18 protein-coding genes are annotated in these 15784 nt (G+C 42.3%); 3 read left to right on the top strand and 15 right to left on the bottom strand.

The features are described 5' to 3' along the window. The first annotated feature begins 6 nt into the window (after positions 1-6). Entirely contained in the window at positions 7-276 is a 270-nt protein-coding gene (locus C2M25_RS19720) for a hypothetical protein (protein ID WP_063702430.1), read from the top strand. Between the two features lie 15 nt (positions 277-291). On the opposite strand, the gene dinF is transcribed toward C2M25_RS19720, so the two are convergent. Further along, positions 292-1626, bottom strand: a complete 1335-nt coding sequence (dinF, locus tag C2M25_RS19715; RefSeq protein WP_105181958.1) for an MATE family efflux transporter DinF — start codon at positions 1624-1626, stop codon at positions 292-294. Here dinF and C2M25_RS19710 point away from each other — a divergent pair. Next, positions 1603-2634 carry a polysaccharide deacetylase family protein gene (locus C2M25_RS19710; RefSeq protein WP_234003620.1) on the top strand — a complete coding sequence of 344 codons (1032 nt, stop codon included), beginning with the start codon at positions 1603-1605 and terminating at the stop codon, positions 2632-2634. The genes dinF and C2M25_RS19710 overlap by 24 nt on opposite strands. Here the strand turns inward: C2M25_RS19710 and C2M25_RS19705 are convergent. From C2M25_RS19705 to C2M25_RS19645, 13 genes are all read right to left on the bottom strand, one after another. Next, the gene (locus C2M25_RS19705; RefSeq protein WP_105181956.1) at positions 2621-3655 is read right to left on the bottom strand and encodes a protein-glutamate methylesterase/protein-glutamine glutaminase; all 1035 of its coding nucleotides are present in this window, start codon (positions 3653-3655) and stop codon (positions 2621-2623) included. The genes C2M25_RS19710 and C2M25_RS19705 overlap by 14 nt on opposite strands. 8 nt (positions 3656-3663) lie before the next feature. Next, a complete protein-coding gene (cheD, locus tag C2M25_RS19700; RefSeq protein ID WP_063702436.1) occupies positions 3664-4281 on the bottom strand; it encodes a chemoreceptor glutamine deamidase CheD in 618 nt (205 codons plus the stop codon). Next, positions 4278-5096 carry a CheR family methyltransferase gene (locus C2M25_RS19695; RefSeq protein WP_105181955.1) on the bottom strand — a complete coding sequence of 273 codons (819 nt, stop codon included), beginning with the start codon at positions 5094-5096 and terminating at the stop codon, positions 4278-4280. Before C2M25_RS19695 ends, cheD begins: the two co-directional genes overlap by 4 nt. Before the next feature lie 64 nt (positions 5097-5160). Next, positions 5161-7488: a methyl-accepting chemotaxis protein gene (locus tag C2M25_RS19690; protein ID WP_063702440.1), complete on the bottom strand. Its 2328-nt coding sequence runs from the start codon at positions 7486-7488 to the stop codon at positions 5161-5163. A 29-nt stretch (positions 7489-7517) separates the two neighbouring features. Next, the gene (locus C2M25_RS19685; RefSeq protein ID WP_063702442.1) at positions 7518-8003 is read right to left on the bottom strand and encodes a chemotaxis protein CheW; all 486 of its coding nucleotides are present in this window, start codon (positions 8001-8003) and stop codon (positions 7518-7520) included. Further along, on the bottom strand, positions 8000-10081 hold the full coding sequence (locus C2M25_RS19680; protein WP_063702444.1) for a chemotaxis protein CheA: 2082 nt from the start codon (positions 10079-10081) through the stop codon (positions 8000-8002). Before C2M25_RS19680 ends, C2M25_RS19685 begins: the two co-directional genes overlap by 4 nt. A 15-nt stretch (positions 10082-10096) precedes the next feature. Further along, a complete protein-coding gene (locus C2M25_RS19675; protein ID WP_063702446.1) occupies positions 10097-10459 on the bottom strand; it encodes a response regulator in 363 nt (120 codons plus the stop codon). A 9-nt stretch (positions 10460-10468) separates the two neighbouring features. Further along, positions 10469-10741: an STAS domain-containing protein gene (locus C2M25_RS19670; protein ID WP_063702448.1), complete on the bottom strand. Its 273-nt coding sequence runs from the start codon at positions 10739-10741 to the stop codon at positions 10469-10471. Between the two features lie 169 nt (positions 10742-10910). Then, on the bottom strand, positions 10911-11528 hold the full coding sequence (locus tag C2M25_RS19665; RefSeq protein WP_063702450.1) for an SCO family protein: 618 nt from the start codon (positions 11526-11528) through the stop codon (positions 10911-10913). Further along, positions 11525-12433 (bottom strand): heme o synthase, encoded by a 909-nt coding sequence (cyoE, locus tag C2M25_RS19660; protein ID WP_063702452.1) that lies wholly within the window; start codon positions 12431-12433, stop codon positions 11525-11527. The genes C2M25_RS19665 and cyoE overlap by 4 nt, the downstream gene beginning before the upstream one ends. A 9-nt stretch (positions 12434-12442) precedes the next feature. Continuing rightward, positions 12443-13432, bottom strand: a complete 990-nt coding sequence (locus tag C2M25_RS19655; RefSeq protein WP_105181954.1) for a COX15/CtaA family protein — start codon at positions 13430-13432, stop codon at positions 12443-12445. A 20-nt stretch (positions 13433-13452) separates the two neighbouring features. Continuing rightward, complete coding sequence (locus C2M25_RS19650; RefSeq protein WP_105181953.1) at positions 13453-13947, bottom strand: transmembrane cytochrome oxidase associated protein; 495 nt, start codon at positions 13945-13947, stop codon at positions 13453-13455. Continuing rightward, positions 13928-14677 carry an SURF1 family protein gene (locus C2M25_RS19645; RefSeq protein ID WP_105174376.1) on the bottom strand — a complete coding sequence of 250 codons (750 nt, stop codon included), beginning with the start codon at positions 14675-14677 and terminating at the stop codon, positions 13928-13930. Before C2M25_RS19645 ends, C2M25_RS19650 begins: the two co-directional genes overlap by 20 nt. A gap of 14 nt (positions 14678-14691) precedes the next feature. On the opposite strand from C2M25_RS19645, the gene C2M25_RS22270 reads away from it, so the two are divergent. After that, positions 14692-15003, top strand: a complete 312-nt coding sequence (locus C2M25_RS22270) for a DUF2909 domain-containing protein (RefSeq protein WP_105181952.1) — start codon at positions 14692-14694, stop codon at positions 15001-15003. Here C2M25_RS22270 and C2M25_RS19635 read toward each other — a convergent pair. Then, the gene (locus tag C2M25_RS19635; protein WP_105174378.1) at positions 14903-15778 is read right to left on the bottom strand and encodes a cytochrome c oxidase subunit 3; all 876 of its coding nucleotides are present in this window, start codon (positions 15776-15778) and stop codon (positions 14903-14905) included. The genes C2M25_RS22270 and C2M25_RS19635 overlap by 101 nt on opposite strands. Positions 15779-15784 lie beyond the last annotated feature (6 nt).

The raw sequence follows: 15784 nt of genomic DNA, 5'->3' as shown, positions 1-15784 counted from the left end.
CTAAGCATGCTTAAAAAGTGGGTATTTCGCTTAGGTAGCGACCCCAAATTAAGCTTAAAACGCTTTCTTCGCGGCCTAGCACTGTTTGTGCTGGCCGTGATTTTTATTGCCATAGGTTACTATGGACCTGCACTATTTCAGTTAATTGGCCTGATTATTTTAGCTCTCGCTTTATTCTTGGCAGGTTGGGGCTATTTAGGTATTTTTGCCAACCGTTTTGCACAGGTTTTAGAGCGCTCATCCCCAAAAGATCACGACCCCGATCTTTGGAAATAAATCTTCAGCGATAATTTACTCTAATAATTGCTGGTTGTTGACGATTCTACGGTAGCGAAACCACAGCGTTAATCCACGCATCAGCATAAAGCTCGTCATCGCAAACCATAAACCATGATTTTGCCAACTACTCACTAGCCAAAACAGCCCAAAAAAGCCCACCACAGCACTAAATAGCATGGTGTTACGCATGTCTTTAGCACGGGTTAAACCGACAAATACGCCATCAAATAAGAAACAACCCATCGCCGCAATAGGCAATATAATCACCCAAGGCAAGTAAACCGTTGCAAGGCTAATAACTTCGGGCACATCGGTCAGTAAGCGAATAATTGCCTCGCCAAATAATAAAAATATAAGGCTATAAAACAGCGCAAATAACCCACCCCAAAACAGGCTTAATTTCACCCATAACTGTATGTGTTGGCTACTGTGTTCACCTTTGGCCTTTCCAACCTTTGCCTCACTCGCATAAGCAATACCATCAAGTGCAAAGCTCACCAACATTAAAAAGTTTAGCAATACCGCATTAGCCGCTAAGGTTGTTTCACCGATACGCGCGCCATAAAAAGTCATAAAGCTAAAACACAGTTGGAGTGCCAGTGAGCGAATAAAAATGTCGCGATTTAAGCTCACTAAATCAAGCAACTTAGCAACACTCAACCAGGCTTTCACGGCAAGGTTAACACCTTGTTCTTTCGCAAGTTGAGTAACGAGCATAAGTGCAAAACCGAGGGCGATATAATCAGCAATTAAAGACGCCCACGCAGCTCCAGCCACACCCCAATCAAGAAACACCACAAAATAAATATCGAGTACAATATTGGTTATATTGGTGATAAGTAATAAATAAAACGGCCCTCGACCATAATGCACCCCCAACATCCAACCAAGTAAAACCAAATTACATAAAGCAGCAGGTGCACTAAAAATACGAATCGAAAAATAGCTATTTGCTTGTTCTAAAACAGCTTCATTGGCATTTGATAAATATGCCATTAAGGATTGAATAGGTATACTCAGCGCAATTAAGAGCAGCGCAACCGCTGTCGCTAGTAACAAGCTGCGCTTTAATAGCTCGGCAAGTAAGGTGTGATCGTGTTTACCATAAGCCTGTGCAACCAAGCCTGTGGTACTCATGCGCAAAAAGCCCGCTAGCCAAAATAATAACGAGATGACTGCTGAACCGAGCGCTATACCAGCCAAATAGTGAGCGCTTCCTAAGTGGCCGATTACAGCAGTATCAACTAAACCTAACATTGGCACGGTAATATTTGATAAAATCATCGGACCGGCTAATAACAGTAAACTTTTATGGTGTGCCTTATGACGTTTAAGAAAATGTTTCATGTAGTATTTGCAGTCCTGTTAGGTTTATCTTTGCGTGCCCATGGCGCAGTCATTCTACAGTATCATCACGTCAGTGAAACCCTTCCAGCGGTAACCAGCGTCAGCAGCGAAACATTCACTGAGCACATGCAATATTTACACGATCACAAGTTTACGGTTATTCCATTAAACGAGCTTATTGCCTCACTACAAGCAGGCCAACCGCTAACAGATAAAACTGTCGCAATTACCTTCGACGATGGCTACAAAAACAATTATGAAGAAGCAGCTCCTATCTTAGAAAAGTTTGGCTACCCGTATACTATTTTCGTAAATCCTGAGCTTATTGATGAAGGCAAAAGCTATGTGATGACGTGGCAGCAATTAAAAGAGCTAGCAAATAAAGGGGCGTTAATTAGCAACCACACGCAAATTCATAATTACTTGCATCGCAAACAGCCGGGCGAGAGTGAAGAAGCATGGCTTGCACGTACTAAGGAAGACATTTTATCTGCCCAGCAGCGCATTAAAGAAGAAATTGGCCATGATTACAAATACCTTGCTTACCCTTATGGCGAATTTAATAATGCATTGCAGCAGTTAGTTAAATCACTTGGATTTGTTGGCATCGGACAGCATTCAGGTGCTGTAGGTATCCATTCTGACTTTACTCGATTACCACGCTTTCCGGCATCAGGGTTTTACTCAAAGCTTGATACGCTTGCTACTAAACTCGACTCTCAAGCCTTCACTATCAAACAGCTTACCTACTCAGACAGCGTGACAGACGAAAACCCACCTAGTTTAACGATGCAATTTGATATGCAGGACTTCCATAAAAGTCAGTTTGCTTGTTATGTCTCAGGCATTGGTCAAGCTGATTTAACCTGGCTTAGTAAAGATACGGTGAAGATCACCTCACCTGAAAAACTGAAAAAAGGCCGCTCTCGCTTTAACTGCACGGCCCCTTCTATTGCGATGAAAGGCAGTTATTACTGGTTCTCACAACCTTGGGTTATTGTACCTTAACCGCTTGTTTTAGCATTTGTGCTGTCACTTTATCAAGGCGAACCACTTCATTAGCCGCATTGAGTTCTACTGCGGCTTTTGGCATTCCCCACACCACCGACGATAATTCATCTTGCGCGATGGTGTAAGCTCCTGCTTGATTTAATGCCAATAAGCCTTGTGCGCCATCACTGCCCATACCGGTCAATAACGCCGCTACTGTCGCTTTAGGGCAAGCAACAACGAGGGAGTTAAATAGCACATCGACTGCTGGGCGATGGCGATTAACCAACTCACTCGAATCAAGCTGGCAAAACAGGCCTCCGGCTTTTTTCACCACACTTAAATGCTGATCGCCCGGTGCAATGTACGCCCATCCCGGTTGCAGCTTATCGCCATGTTCAGCTTCTTTAACGTTTATTTTGCACGTTCTATCCATGCGCATCGCAAACGAGGTACTAAAAACCGGCGGAATATGCTGAGTAATCACAATCGGTGGGCAATTTTCTGGCATGCGCACGAGTACTTCTTTAATTGCCTCGGTGCCACCCGTTGAAGCCCCAATAGCTAGTACGCTATTGGTCTTAAATTGCAATGTTGCTAAGGCGCTGTCGTCTTCAACTTTTAATTCTTTAAAGGCGCGTATTCTGGCACCTGCGGCAGTGCGAACTTTTTGATGAAGTAAATGCGCATAACGTTGCAGGTTTTCTGTGACATTGATGGTTGGCTTAGCAATAAAATCAACAGCACCAATTTCAAGGGCTTCCAATGTGATGGGTGAGCCTTTTTGAGTCAGTGTTGAAATCATTACCACTGGCATAGGTCGCAGGCGCATCAAATTTTTTAAAAAGCTTAATCCATCCATTTTTGGCATTTCGATATCCAGTGTTAAGACATCGGGATTAAGGCGCTTAATTAAATCTCGGGCTTGATAAGGGTCTTCTGCCGCACCAACGACTTGAATGTCTTGCGCTTGCTCGAGAACTTCCTTGAGTAAACCACGGATCAAAGCAGAATCATCAACTATGAGTACTTTGATCATATGCTCTCCTAAAATAATTCAATATCCGTTTCTGCATCTTGCTGCTCAATATCGTGTAAGTATTTAATTTCACGTTTTTCGAGTTTATCAGAGTGCAATTCACGCATTTTTTTGACCTGAGCCTTGCCTGTTTGCGGATCAAACATCACCTTACGTGGCCAAGGTCCGCCAACATCATGGGATACTAAATCCAAACCCTCTTCAAGTACATAGGCATTTGCAAAACGAATGTTGCCAACACCAATATCTGTCATTGAACGGATAATCTTGCCTCCGCCAAACAGTTTCACTTTGAGATTGCGTCTAGAAGCACCATTTTTTAGGATTTCATTGATCAAGTATTCCATTGCCCAGTTACCATAACGGCAATTAAGGCTATGTGCGTTGCTAGGATCAACACCTTTTTCTGCTGGCAGCATAAAGTGATTCATACCACCAATGCCCAAACCTTCATCGTAAATGCATGCAGCAATACATGAGCCTAGTACCGTTGTAATTAGCTCATCAGACTTGGAAACATAAAACTCGCCCGGCAATACTTTGGCAACCACTTTATGGCGCTTGCCATCCCAAAACCGCTTAACGTGATCAAAACCGGGAAGTACAGGTTTAAAATGACTACTCATAGACCACCTTTTTGATAGATAGTTTGGCCTAAATTCTTAAACTCTTTGTGATCCTTACCGAGGGTTTCTGAATGCCCTAAAAATAAGTGACCAGACCCGGTCAGTATGTCGTAATAACGTTTAAACAAAGTATCTTTTGTCGGTTTATCAAAATAGATCACTACATTGCGGCAAAAAATAACATCAAATGGCCCTTGCATTGGCCAGTTCTGTAATAAGTTTAGACGTTTAAAGAAAATATTCTTTTGCAGCTCAGGTTTTACTTTATACAACTGACCATCGTGACTTTTTAAAAACCAGCGTTTCAGATGACTTTGGTCTAAACCATTCACATTGGCAGCGGTATAGGTGCCGCCTTGCGCTTTAGCAAGCACATTTGAATCTAAGTCGGTCGCTAAAATTTTCACATCCCAATCAGATGGAAATAAACCGCTTAATGTCATGGCAATGGTATAAGGCTCTTCGCCCGTTGAGCAACCAGCAGACCACACCCGTACGCGCTTTTGCTTGGCATTACTAACCAATAGCTTTGGCACTATGGTATTTTTTAGATAACTAAAATGATGTGGCTCGCGAAAAAAAGAAGTCAAGTTAGTGGTGATAGCATTGATAAACTCACTAAACTCTTGCTCTTTATGCTCTTCAAGAAAGTCTAAATATTCTTTAAAGTTCTTCAGTTTATGGTGGCGTATTCGCCTTGCTAAACGCGAGTAAACCATCTCGCGTTTGTGCTCAGCTAAAACAATGCCGCAAGCATCGTACACTTGTGAGGAAATAGCTTTAAAGTCACTATCCGTTAGTAGAAACTCTTTCATGTGCCTGACCCTGCAGCTTTAGCATTAGATGCAATTAACTAGTTAGAATTAAATTGGGAAGAGTTTAAAACTCTTCCCACTCATCACTAGGGTCAACAAAGTTATTGCCTTTTGGTGCTGAGCGCACTGGTGAGCTCGGCTTTTTAGCTGCTGGCGCTGAACTTGCGCGGCTAGTAATATCCATCTCGTTATTTGACAACGAGAAGAAGTTTAACAAGCGACGCATATCATTAGCTTGCTCAGCCATTGATTCGCCTGCAGCAGAGGCTTCTTCAACCAAAGCAGCATTTTGCTGGGTCATTTCATCCATTTGAGCAATGGCTTTATTAACCTGCTCAATACCAGAGCTTTGCTCTTCAGAAGCTTGGGCAATATCAGAAATCATAGCTGTTACTTTTTGTACAGCAGTGACAATCTCTTGTAATGTTGAACCTGATTCATTAACTAATAATGTACCATCTTCAACTTTGCCAACACTGTCTCGGATCAATTCTTTGATTTCTTTTGCTGCGGCTGCTGAACGTTGCGCTAAGTTACGAACCTCACCTGCAACAACTGCGAAACCACGACCTTGCTCACCAGCTCGTGCAGCTTCGACTGCCGCATTCAATGCAAGTAGATTTGTTTGGAAGGCAATTTCATCAATAACACTGATGATGTCTGCAATCTTCTTACTTGATTCATTAATTGCCGACATACTGGTTACAGCGCGATTTACAACTTCACCACCTTTTTGTGCTTTAGTACGTGTTTCTTCAGCTAGTTCATTCACTTCTTTTGCGTTATCAGCATTTTGACGAACCGTACTGGTCATCTCTTCCATGCTTGATGCTGTTTCTTCAAGTGATGAAGCCTGCTCTTCAGTACGTTGACTTAAATCAGCATTACCTTGTGAGATTTCTTCTGCACCACTGGCCACCAACGTTGCTGAGGTATTAATACGATTAATCACTTCAGTAAGCTTATCAGCCGTGGCATTTGCATCACGTTTTAGCTTATCGAATGAACCTTGATAGTCTTGCTCAATACGTTTTGATAAGTCACCGTTCGCCATAGCATCAAGCATATTGCCAGTGTCTTTTACTGCATCATCAACGATGCTAACAAGGCTATTTAAGCCCTGCGCTAGACGTAAGAAGAAACCTTGTTTACCCGCTTCTTCAACACGGGCTTCTAAGTCACCACTCCCCGCAGCAGCAACAAGGCCAGCAATTTCTTTTTCAATCGCCACTTCAGCCGTTCTGTCTTCCCATTCAACGACCGTACCAATACGTTCGTTCTCAGGGGTAAAAATAGGGTTTGCGACCAAACCAAAAGTACGACCGCCAACTTGAATTTCAGTGCTGTAAGTACTGCTTAGCTTAGCAAGCATATTGCGTTGATGAGCTGGATTCTTGTGGAATACATCGATATTTTGACCCACTAGATTATTACTGTTGAAGTTAGGTAAATCTTTGCGTAGATCACTTTCAGCAATCTTCATCATGTTCAGAACCGCTTCGTTCATGTAAATGATGTTGTTCTCAGCGTCAGCAATCATGGTATTGGTTGCCACACGGTCTAACGCGCGTCGAACACGAAGATTTTCTTCTGCTTCACGTTTTTCCGCTTCAGCTTTATTTACGCTATCAGTAATATCTTGCCACTCAACAATAGTACCTAATCGCTTACCAGATGCGCTCACCCAAGGTGTCGCAATCAAGCTAAAAATAAGCCCTGCCAAACGCAATGTGGTTTTGTATGGTTCAGATAATGTTTTTAGTAATTCACGTTGATGCGATGGCTGTTTATGAAAATCATCAACGCACGTGCCCACTAAATTTGCCACAGAAAAGCTAGGTAGCACTTTTTGTAGCGTTGATTCACGAGCTTGCAGCATTTGCTTTACTTGCTCATTAACGAAAATAATTTTTAAATCGTTATCGGCAATCATCACATTTGCTTGGCATACGCGCAGCGCATTTGATAAATCAGCATCACGTTTTGACTGACGTTCAAGTTCTTTTTGAGGTGTGATGTCTGTAGCAAATTTGATAACTTTAGTGACATTACCATTGCTATCAATAATTGGGTTATAGGTGCCTTGGATCCAAACTTGTTTGCCATTTTTACCGACACGCTTGAATTCATCAGTGAAGAACTCTCCGCTGCGTAATCGCTGCCAAAACTGTTGATATTCTGGGCTTTGCGACTCTTTTTCAGCAACAAACATAGAGTGGTGTTGCCCTTGAATTTCTTCGAGTCGGTAACCCATGGTGTTTAAGAAATTAGCATTGGCAGTAATGATCTGCCCCGACGGTTGAAACTCAATCATCGCTTGTGACTTTTTAAGCGCCGCAATAACTAAATCATTTTCCGACTCAACATTTTTAGGACTGCTAAACCATCCCATACCCTTCACCTTCTTGTTAATCTACCCAGTTAAATGTCCATTGTTTTTTGTAGGTCAAGTAATGCGACCATTTTCTCACCCACATTGACTAAACCCGCAACAAATTGCGCGTTGTCTGAGTCAGACAAATGTGGCACCGCCTTCGCTTCATGCTCAGCAATGCTATAGACATCCGAGACGGCATCAACTGCGATGCCCATAATTTTACATGCGTTTTCAAGTTTTACTTTTAGTACGATGACAACGGTTAACGGTCCGTATTCGATGGCTGAAATACCAAAACGAAGCCTTAAATCAATAATCGGTACTATGGTACCGCGCAGATTAATAACCCCTTTGACGAAATCAGGTGAGTTAGGGATCACCGTAATTTCTTCCCAACTGCGAATTTCTTGCACCGTTAAAATATCAACACCGTACTCTTCTTCGGCCATGAAGAAGGTTAAAAACTGTTTTACATCTTGATCTTGTTCAAGATTGAGCTTGTGATGCAGGTCGTCGTGCTGTGCAATCATGACGCCTCCAAATTTGCTTTTGATTCAATAATCAATTCCTGGCTCCCAGGCTTTCTAAGTCCAGATAATTTTATCAAACCACTAATATCTACAATCAATGAGACACGACCATCACCTAAAATTGTCGCCCCTGAGACACCATCAACTTTTTGATAATTGGCCTCTAAGCTTTTGATTACTACTTGCTGTTGCGACAATAAGTCATCAACTAATAAACCAACTTTTTGGTTGTCACTCTCAACGACAACCAACAAGGTTTTATCAAGCGTTTCAATCGCCCCTTTATGATTGAAAATATTGTAAAGCCTTAAGATAGGGATATATTCATCACGTAAGCGCAGCACATCTAAGTCTTTGCCCACTCGACTCACTTTACTAATATCGATTTGCAATGACTCAATTATCGAAATCAGCGGAATGATATAAGTGTGCTCAGCAATCCGGACTAATTGCCCATCTAAGATAGCCAGCGTTAGCGGGAGACGAATGGTAAATGTCGAACCCACGCCTGGTGCAGAAGCCACTTCAACAGAGCCGCTTAGTGCTTCGATATTGCGCCTTACAACATCCATACCAACGCCACGACCCGATAAGTCGCTTACTTGATCGGCTGTAGAAAATCCTGGTAAGAAAATAAGCTCATTGATTTCGTTATCAGACAAATCATCGGTTTCTGAAATTAGGCCGTTTTTAATCGCCTTTTCACGGATCTTAGTGGTATTCAGGCCCTGACCGTCATCCATAATCTCGATAACAATATTGCCGCCTTGATGGAACGCATTCAAAGTCACAGTACCAACCGGGTTTTTACCCGCTGCAACGCGTTTATCAACGGTTTCTAAGCCATGGTCTAGGGAATTTCTCACTAGATGCACCATAGGATCAGAAAGCTTCTCCATTACAGTTTTATCTAATTCGGTTTGTTCACCAAGTAACTTTAGCTCGACTTGTTTATCAAGCTTTTGTGAGATATCGCGTACTAAGCGTGGAAAGCGACTAAACACAAAGCTGATTGGCAACATACGGATACGCATGACATTTTCTTGTAAGTCACGGGTATTATGTGCCAGTTGTGCTAAGCCTTCTTGTAACGAGGCGATAGTTGCTTCAGTGATCTCTTGCTCACCCAATTGACTTAACATCGCTTGGGTGATCACTAATTCACCTACCATGTTGATCAATGAATCAACTTTGTCGATACCAACCCTAATTGAAGTTGATTCGGCATTTGCCGTGGCAGCTTTAACTGGCGCTGGCTTTTTAGGATCAATCGCAGCTTTAACTACAGCAGGCTCAGCCTCTTGCGCTGGCGCAGCCTCTTCAGCAACAGTTTCAACAGCTACATCCTCTTCATCACCAAACAAACCACCGCATAGGGTGATAGTGATATCAGCGTCATCTTCAACCCATTCGAAAATTTCTTCGATGCAGCTTTGTTCTTTATCAGTGGTTAAGAAAAAGCGCCACGACAGAAAACAATCTTCAGGGGCAAGGTTCGTAATATCTGGCACATCATCTTGAAAGGCTTGTGTTTCAAGTTCACCCAATTCCGCTAATTCACTGATCATGTACAGTGGTTCATTACCGGTTTTAAATAAATGGTGGTGTGGTTTGAAATCGATTTGGTAGGTATTAAAACTGCTTTCGCGAACAGTTTCTGGTGCTTGCTCTGGTGCTTTACTTGCAGCACGCATACCGAGAATTTCTTCGAACTTAACGCGCAGTTCATCCGCTTCTGTTAGGTCAGGTTGCTGCTCAGCTTGTAAAGCTCTAAGCAGCGCACGTAAACAGTCGACTGATTTTAGGAGTAAATTAACATGCTCAGCAGTAAGATCGCGGGAGCCTTCACGGATTTGATCTAACAGCGTTTCGAGAACATGAGTAAAATCTGCAACAGAACTAAAACCAAAAGTACCGCTACCCCCTTTAATTGAATGCGCGGCGCGAAAAATTGTATTTATGGTCTCTAAGTCTTCTTCGCCTGGCACTAAGTTTAATAACTCAGCCTCCATAGCATCGAGTCCTTCGAAGCTTTCTTCAAAGAATACTTCAAAAAATTGGCTTAGATCTATACTCATGCCCCGCTCCTATTATTAGCGAATCACTTTTTTCAATACCGCTAACAATTGCTCAGGATTAAATGGCTTAACAATCCAGCCCGTAGCCCCAGCAGCTTTACCTTCAGACTTTTTATCTAATCCTGATTCTGTGGTCAGCATTAGTAAAGGTGTGAACTTATAATTAGGTAAGCTACGTAATTCACGAATAAGGGTAATGCCATCCATTACCGGCATATTCACATCAGAAATAACAGCATCAAAGCTTTGTTGTTTTGCAATATTTAATGCTTCACTGCCGTCTTTCGCTTCTGTCACATCAAAACCTGCTTTTTTAAGCGTAAAACCAACCATTTGGCGCATAGATGCAGAATCATCTACTGCTAAAATTCTTTTCATAAAAACCTCTTAATTGGCATTCTCAAGCACAAGATAATGGCTCAAGCCCAAACTATTAATTGCCTGTTGCAACGGCTTGCTTTCGCCAACCCAAATAATTTTGTGTTGCACCGAAAGCAAATGCTTCTGTAATGCACATAAAAGCTGAATTGATGCTGTGTCAGCACGGGTCACTTCACTGATATCCAGACAGATATCATCATTTGCTGACAACTCTTGGAGCAAATCTTGATGGAGTGTTTCGACCTGAGTAATAGCTAATTCAGTAGGGAGCTTTAACATTACTTATACTTTCCCTGCTTTAAACAATTCATAACAAAAGCTTAGACTGACTAAATAAAAATGCCATAATTTGAATCAAAAAATAGTAAAATTTTTTAGTAGCTTAGCCATTTATATCAAAAAAGGAAGCATTTCTTTTATTGAAAATGAGTCCTCTTACCAAGAAAAATTACTTAGTGTAATAATCTGCTATTTTTTTGAACTCTTCAGTCAAAGTTGTGGCATTGATTAATGGCACACTGCCTTGTTTAAATTCAGGCTTAAAAATCGCACGAACCGCACCTTCGCCATCAACCATAACCACAGATGCACTGTGATCAACGGCATATTCCTGCTCATCACTGTCGTTAATCGCATAAATTAAGCCAAGCTCTCTAACAAATGGAAAAAGCTGTTTATGTGGACCTGATACCGCAAGAAACGCTGGGTTAAAGTAATCAATGTAAGCTTTTCGCTTTTCGGTTGTATCACGCTTTGGATCTACTGCAACAAACCACACTTGCACTTTATAGTCTTGGCTTAGCTGTTTTTGCACCGCAGTTAGCTTAGCCAACGTCATCGGACAAATATCTGGACAACTGGTGTAGCCTAAAAAGACTAAATTCCAATGCCCCATAAATTGGCTGTTATCAGCAGGCTCACCATGTTGATCGGTTAACAAAAACGGGCTAATCGGCTTTGCTTGCTCATAAACCAGCGCCTCAACTTCAGGAGCGGTATTACTTTTGCCACATCCTGCTGCAAACAACACCGCACTAAAACATAAAAAAGCGACGATTCGCGTCATAAAACTAACCATTTATCAATGAATAAGGCGATAAAGAGTAGCATTAAATGCACGATTGAAAAACGAAATAAATCCATTGCAGTATCATCTTTTGGGGCAATTTTTAGTTTTAACGCTTTATAAATAAATATCGCATTTAAAACACTCGCACCAAGCAAGTAAATCAGCCCTGACATGCCAATTAAATAAGGCAGCACACACACTAGGGCAAGTAAAATGCTATAGCCAACGACGCAAGTTTTACAAAACTCAATACCATGAGTAACAGGCAACATTGGAATTTTGGCACGCTCGTAATCACTTTTACGCGCTATCGCTAAAGCCCAAAAATGCGGCGGGGTCCAAGTAAATATAATCATCACTAATAACCAGGGCGCGGCAGCCATGTGGCCTGTTTCAGACACCCACCCTAACAGCGGCGGCATCGCACCCGCTAAGCCCCCAATCACAATATTTTGTGGAGTAGCACGCTTTAAAAACGACGTGTATATAAAGGCATAGCCGACGAGTGCAAATAAAGTCAGAATTGCCGTGAGTGTATTAGCCCACACCATAAGCATAATGAAACCTAGCACGCCAATAACAGCTGCAAAGCTCAATGCATGCTGTTTACTGAGCCGACCTTTAGCCACAGGACGGTGTCGAGTACGTGCCATTTTGCTGTCGATTTCACTATCTACTACATGATTGATCACGGCAGCAGCGGCCGATAACAAACCAATACCCAACAAACTTGCAAGCTGCACAAACACGCCTCGTCCTACATCAGGCGCCAAAGCCAAGCCAACCCATGCCGTTAGCACGAGCATCGCCACCACTTTAAATTTACTGATCGCTAAATAATCTTTCAGTAATTCTGAACTTTGGCTCAAAAAAGACTTTTCTGTACTTAATAATAGTGCCATCACAGCCTCCTAGGTTCTTACTTTTAAGTGGAAGCATAGTCGTACCATGCTAAGCAGTAATAGTGCTGCCATTAAATTATGTGCAAGCGCAACACCTAACGGGAAATGCCAATGCACAACTGCAAGGCCTAAACAAATTTGGCATAGCAAAGCGACTAAGACCGTTACCGTGCAGTGCTTAATTTTTCGTGAGTAACATCGTGAATAAATGCGCCACATGATTAACGCTAATACCACACAGGTAACCAGTGCCCAAATACGGTGTAGCAGATGAATAGACATACGCGCTTGCTGCGATAACACGCCATATTCATAGGTACTATGCTCAAGCGGTAATTGAAACACGCTCTTTAAAGAAAACGGTTGTCCGTAGCTACACAGCGGTAAACCATTACAGTGTGGAGCAGCATAATTTGCAGCAAGCCAACCACCCAAGGCGATTTGCAGCACAAGTACCACCAACCCCACCAGAGCTAAACGATAATAGGGCTTTGCACCGCTATCACGACTTGCAATAGGCTCTATAGTGAGGCGTAAATACAGCAGAAACACCAAAGATAAAATACTAAAGCCGCCAAGCAAGTGCCCCATAACAACCAAGGGCTGAAGGTTCATGGTTACTGTCCACATTCCTAGAGCAGCCTGAAACACAACCAACAATAAAAGTGCTAAAGGCAGTTTAACCGGTGTTGCTGGGTATTGGCGTTTTAACCAGGCAAAAACAAACAAGGCTAAAATAAGTAAACCGAGGGCACCGGCAAAATAGCGATGGATCATTTCTTTCCACGCTTTTGCGGCTTCAAACATCATATCAGGGTAGTTTTGTTCAACATGTAATAAAGCACTTTCATGTTTTGGTACAGTCAAAAAACCGTAGCAACCTGGCCAATCAGGACAACCAAGCCCTGCATCACTGAGACGAGTGTAAGCACCAAGCCCCACAACCAGAATTGAGAAGAAACAAGTAATTAAGACAAGGTATTTATAATTTTTATACATCTTTATCCCCTTACTGAGGTTTAGCTCGAACGCGCATAGTTAAGTAATTTTTTTAAATCTTTCAGTAAGCCTTTTTGAATGAGTCTATTTTGTTCGGGCTCAGCAGTATAAGGGTAATGCAGCACCACCAATCCCATGTGATCAACCAAGTATAAGTCTCCCGCTTTCAGTTCAGGATTTGTCGCTAAAAGACGCCAACTTGCTGATACTTGCTGTTGATTTGTCAGTACAGCAACATCCACTTTTTGCTGATTTTTACCTAACGCGACATACAAGTTATCGAGACTCGCTAGCTGGCTTTCACAAATAGCACGGCACTCTTTGGGGTAGTTGAGCGCTATAGTCCATTGTTTGGGCTCACCGTGTTGCCAATCTGCTAATTTCACTTCTTCACTTAAAAGCTCACCGTAATTACTTGAACCACTCGGTAACCAGTCGAGTTTTAGTGCTGCGTATGCCAGTGCTAGCGGCACAAAACAACAAAGCGCAAATAAACTAAGTGGGTTTATTTTCATAACCTCTCCTTCTCATCGCAAAATAAGCAATTACGACACACGCTAAACCAATTAACAGCCATTGCACGGCATAGGCGTAGTGTTTATCAGGCCCCATCACGACACTTTTATAATGCGGGGTTGCGATACCATCTGCTTCATTACGATAACCAATAAAACCTTGTACTGGCTCTGCCAACTGAGCACTGAAAATCGCTAAATCAATACCTTGAATACGCTTTGGCCAGCCTTGTTCTGCACCAATTTGATCTGCTAGCGTAAAGCCTTTTAAGTTGCCTTGCTTTAATTGCACAGTAGCAGCAAACGTGGCTGTGCTTGGCCATGCAACTACTGGTAACTGGTTTCGATCTTGAGGGGCTTTAAGCCAGCCAAAATTAACGATTAATGGTGCTTTTTCACCTGCAATTGTTACCGCTGCCAGTAAGTCATAGCCCACTTGCCCTTGATAAATTTGATTATCTAGCAACCAGTAATGCTGTTTATTTACCTCGCCAGAAACCTTTACTTGCAAGCCTGTTTTATTCAAATCTGATGGCAAGCTTTGCAGTGCTTGCCAGTTCATAACTCCTTGCTCTTTAGAAACGGCTAACTGACTTAATTGCTGCTGCTTTTGTTCGCCTCGCTGGTATTGCCAAACACTGAGTCGTAAACAAATAAGCACTGCAAGTACCACAACGCAAATTGCGATAATTGAGCTAAGCTTTTGTTTACGCCATAAAATCAACTGCATTTGGAAGACCTAACATGATTAAAATCATCATTGTGTTGTTATTGTTATATATCGTGTTCAACCTATTTAGAGCCTTGTTTGTGATGATGTCAGCAAAAGAGCACTCAAAGCCCATGTCTCATTATTTAGGTCGTCGAGTGCTGTTTTCGGGTGTTGTACTGATCATCATCATTGCGGCCTTAAAACTGGGTTTAATTCAAACCAATCCGTCACCCATTCACAAAGCTACAGCACGTACACAAATACAAATAAACACAGCCACACCACATCTACAAAGTGCCAATACCAAGCAGCTGCCTGAAAAGCAAAGTGCTTATCACTCGTGAAGTGGCCTTTAAAAATTCGCAGTAATACAACTAACAGTATGATGGTACCCAAGGTCACGTGCATTCCGTGGAAACCGGTTAACAAGAAGAAGGTATTACCATAAACCCCTGCATCTAAGGTCAAACCTAGATCTTGATAGGCATGCATATATTCATAGGCTTGCAGGCCTAAGAAAATGGCTCCCAGAACGACCGTCATCGATAAAAATACCTTTAGAGCACCGCGCTTATTGTTTTCCATAGCAACATGGGCAAAATGAATTGTGACCGATGAGGTAAGTAGAATCAGCGTATTGATCAGGGGTAGACCTTGCCAGCCCATAGCCTGTGTGGTCTCGCCCGCTGGCGTAGTTAATAGCGGCCACACAGCATCGAAGGTAGGCCATAGCACTTCGTTGGTCATGGCATTATTGCCAGCGCCACCAAGCCAAGGCACTGAAATCATACGGGCATAAAAGAGAGCGCCAAAAAACGCCATGAAAAACATCACTTCAGAAAAAATAAACCAGCTCATACCCTGTCTAAATGAACGGTCCATTTGTGCTGAGTAAAGCCCTTGGTGAGACTCTTCAATAACATTTTTAAACCAGCTAAATAGCATATAAAACAAGATAGCTAGGCCCAGATATAAAACATACTGCGCACCACTGGCCTCACTGCTTGCTTGCATCACAGTTAAACCGGCACCAACAGCAATTAAAAACATTGCGATGGCGCCAACTATTGGCCAAGGGCTTTGTGCTGGAACATAATATTTTTCGTAATTTTGATTCATTTTGTT

The sequence above is a fragment of the Pseudoalteromonas sp. T1lg21 genome (assembly GCF_002964625.1).
Lineage (GTDB): Bacteria > Pseudomonadota > Gammaproteobacteria > Enterobacterales > Alteromonadaceae > Pseudoalteromonas > Pseudoalteromonas gelatinilytica.
The sequence above is the reverse complement of the archived record's forward strand: the minus strand, read 5'-3'. Positions and strand labels throughout refer to the sequence as shown.

Bases quoted from the DNA above. Each gene is read 5' to 3' on its own strand.
- C2M25_RS19710 (WP_234003620.1), top strand. From the start codon at position 1,603: ATGACGTTTAAGAAAATGTTTCATGTAGTATTTGCAGTCCTGTTAGGT.
- C2M25_RS19675 (WP_063702446.1), bottom strand. From the start codon at position 10,459: ATGAAAAGAATTTTAGCAGTAGATGATTCTGCATCTATGCGCCAAATG.
- C2M25_RS19705 (WP_105181956.1), bottom strand. From the start codon at position 3,655: ATGATCAAAGTACTCATAGTTGATGATTCTGCTTTGATCCGTGGTTTA.
- C2M25_RS19645 (WP_105174376.1), bottom strand. From the start codon at position 14,677: ATGCAGTTGATTTTATGGCGTAAACAAAAGCTTAGCTCAATTATCGCA.
- C2M25_RS19690 (WP_063702440.1), bottom strand. From the start codon at position 7,488: ATGGGATGGTTTAGCAGTCCTAAAAATGTTGAGTCGGAAAATGATTTA.
- C2M25_RS19680 (WP_063702444.1), bottom strand. From the start codon at position 10,081: ATGAGTATAGATCTAAGCCAATTTTTTGAAGTATTCTTTGAAGAAAGC.
- C2M25_RS19685 (WP_063702442.1), bottom strand. From the start codon at position 8,003: ATGATTGCACAGCACGACGACCTGCATCACAAGCTCAATCTTGAACAA.
- C2M25_RS19720 (WP_063702430.1), top strand. From the start codon at position 7: ATGCTTAAAAAGTGGGTATTTCGCTTAGGTAGCGACCCCAAATTAAGC.
- C2M25_RS22270 (WP_105181952.1), top strand. From the start codon at position 14,692: ATGATTAAAATCATCATTGTGTTGTTATTGTTATATATCGTGTTCAAC.
- C2M25_RS19635 (WP_105174378.1), bottom strand. From the start codon at position 15,778: ATGAATCAAAATTACGAAAAATATTATGTTCCAGCACAAAGCCCTTGG.
- C2M25_RS19670 (WP_063702448.1), bottom strand. From the start codon at position 10,741: ATGTTAAAGCTCCCTACTGAATTAGCTATTACTCAGGTCGAAACACTC.
- C2M25_RS19650 (WP_105181953.1), bottom strand. From the start codon at position 13,947: ATGAAAATAAACCCACTTAGTTTATTTGCGCTTTGTTGTTTTGTGCCG.
- C2M25_RS19695 (WP_105181955.1), bottom strand. From the start codon at position 5,096: ATGAAAGAGTTTCTACTAACGGATAGTGACTTTAAAGCTATTTCCTCA.
- cyoE (WP_063702452.1), bottom strand. From the start codon at position 12,433: ATGGCACTATTATTAAGTACAGAAAAGTCTTTTTTGAGCCAAAGTTCA.
- C2M25_RS19655 (WP_105181954.1), bottom strand. From the start codon at position 13,432: ATGTATAAAAATTATAAATACCTTGTCTTAATTACTTGTTTCTTCTCA.
- dinF (WP_105181958.1), bottom strand. From the start codon at position 1,626: ATGAAACATTTTCTTAAACGTCATAAGGCACACCATAAAAGTTTACTG.
- C2M25_RS19665 (WP_063702450.1), bottom strand. From the start codon at position 11,528: ATGACGCGAATCGTCGCTTTTTTATGTTTTAGTGCGGTGTTGTTTGCA.
- cheD (WP_063702436.1), bottom strand. From the start codon at position 4,281: ATGAGTAGTCATTTTAAACCTGTACTTCCCGGTTTTGATCACGTTAAG.